This window comes from Massilia sp. LMS1-1-1.1 (assembly GCF_040815535.1).
In the GTDB taxonomy this organism is placed as follows: domain Bacteria; phylum Pseudomonadota; class Gammaproteobacteria; order Burkholderiales; family Burkholderiaceae_D; genus Janthinobacterium; species Janthinobacterium aestuarii.
In genome coordinates this window covers 1-618 of the sequence record NZ_JBFPNG010000016.1, presented here as the reverse complement: position 1 = coordinate 618, position 618 = coordinate 1, and the positions used below count along the sequence as shown (strand labels likewise).

1 rRNA gene is annotated in these 618 nt (G+C 52.3%); it reads right to left on the bottom strand.

Features of this window, described 5'->3' with window-relative positions:
* Positions 1 to 618: ribosomal RNA gene (locus MRBLMS1_RS14945) — 23S ribosomal RNA — on the bottom strand; the annotation flags it as partial.

Sequence of the window (618 nt, the reverse complement as noted above, 5' to 3'; positions counted from 1 at the left end):
TTCCTTCTCCCGAGTTCTCTCAAGCGCCTTAGAATACTCATCTCGCCCACCTGTGTCGGTTTGCGGTACGGTCTCGTATGACTGAAGCTTAGAGGCTTTTCTTGGAACCACTTCCGATTGCTTCGTGCACAAGTGCACTCGTCCCATCCCCTTGAATTGCGCGCCCGGATTTGCCTAAGCGCCTTCTATGAGACAGAAACTGACTATTCCAACAGTCAGACAACCTTCCGCGATCCGTCCCCCCATCGCATCATACGACGGTGCAGGAATATTAACCTGCTTCCCATCAGCTACGCATCTCTGCCTCGCCTTAGGGGCCGACTCACCCTGCTCCGATGAACGTTGAACAGGAAACCTTGGGCTTACGGCGTGGAGGCTTTTCACCCCCATTATCGCTACTCATGTCAGCATTCGCACTTCTGATACCTCCAGCATCCTTTACAAGACACCTTCGCAGGCTTACAGAACGCTCTCCTACCATATGCTTACGCATATCCGCAGCTTCGGTGACTGGCTTAGCCCCGTTACATCTTCCGCGCAGGACGACTCGATCAGTGAGCTATTACGCTTTCTTTAAATGATGGCTGCTTCTAAGCCAACATCCTGACTGTTTTAGCC